Consider the following 989-nt stretch of genomic DNA (forward strand, 5'->3'; position numbering starts at 1 on the left):
ATGCTGAGAATGGAAAATTTGTGACTTTTATATAAATAAAATTCATTTTTAACGTTTTAGGGTAGTGTATTCTTGTTAGCTTGATGGGCATGCTTAGTAACCCCTAATACCGTAACTTTTAATTGACATTTTAGTACGAACGTACTAAAATAGCGTTATGACAAAAACAAAAGATAAAATCATTCAAAAATCAATGGAGTTCATTTCTAAATATGGCTATGCTAATTTTTCAATAGGAAATATTGCCAAAGAGTTACACATAAGCAAAGGAGTTGTTAATTACCATTTTCCTCAAAAGGAGTTGTTACTAAAAATAATAATTACTCAGTTTTATGAAAAAGCAGTCATTTATATGAGCGAGCACATGAAAATGAATACAAACGCAAAAAGCACCTTAGAATCATACATCGAGTCTAACTTGAGATTTGTATCTGAAAATAAATCAGAAACATTGGCCCTAACAGAAATAGTGTTAAATGCAAGAAATGAAGATGGACAATTGATCTTTATGGACGAAGATAAATCCGTGTTCAAGCCATTAATTGAGATATTTGAATATGGTCAAGATGTTGACGGAAGTTTCAGGAAATTCTCTCCTGAAATAATGGCCAGAGCGGTTAGAAGTGTAATCGATAATTTTAGTTCAGTAATTGCAAAAGATGAAATAACTGATGTTGATTCAGTAATAAACGATATAAAAACAATATTTAATAAAGCAACAGAAAAGGGGAATTAAAAATGAATAAAAATGATTTAATCAGACTAGTTGGGGTTATCTTTTTTATTTTTTCAGTTCAAGGGATTTTAAGAGCTTTAATCAATATGATTCTTGGTCACCCATTAGTTTTCAACTTGTTCCATCTTTCTAGTCTCATTTCACTCATAATCTATGTAATTCTTTTCGGATTGGGAATTTTGTTAGTTGTAAAGACAAAACCGTTTAGTAAATAAAAAATTAATACATTTCTATTTCCTCCTGTATACCGTAC

1 protein-coding gene is annotated in these 989 nt (G+C 29.8%); it reads left to right on the forward strand.

Features of this window, described 5'->3' with window-relative positions:
* Positions 1-157: 157 nt before the first annotated feature.
* On the forward strand, positions 158-736 hold the full coding sequence (locus ABWK52_RS29440; RefSeq protein WP_097842643.1) for a TetR/AcrR family transcriptional regulator: 579 nt from the start codon (positions 158-160) through the stop codon (positions 734-736).
* The last annotated feature ends 253 nt before the right edge of the window (positions 737-989 follow it).

It is taken from the genome of Bacillus sp. AP50, assembly GCF_040492675.1.
Lineage (GTDB): Bacteria > Bacillota > Bacilli > Bacillales > Bacillaceae_G > Bacillus_A > Bacillus_A cereus.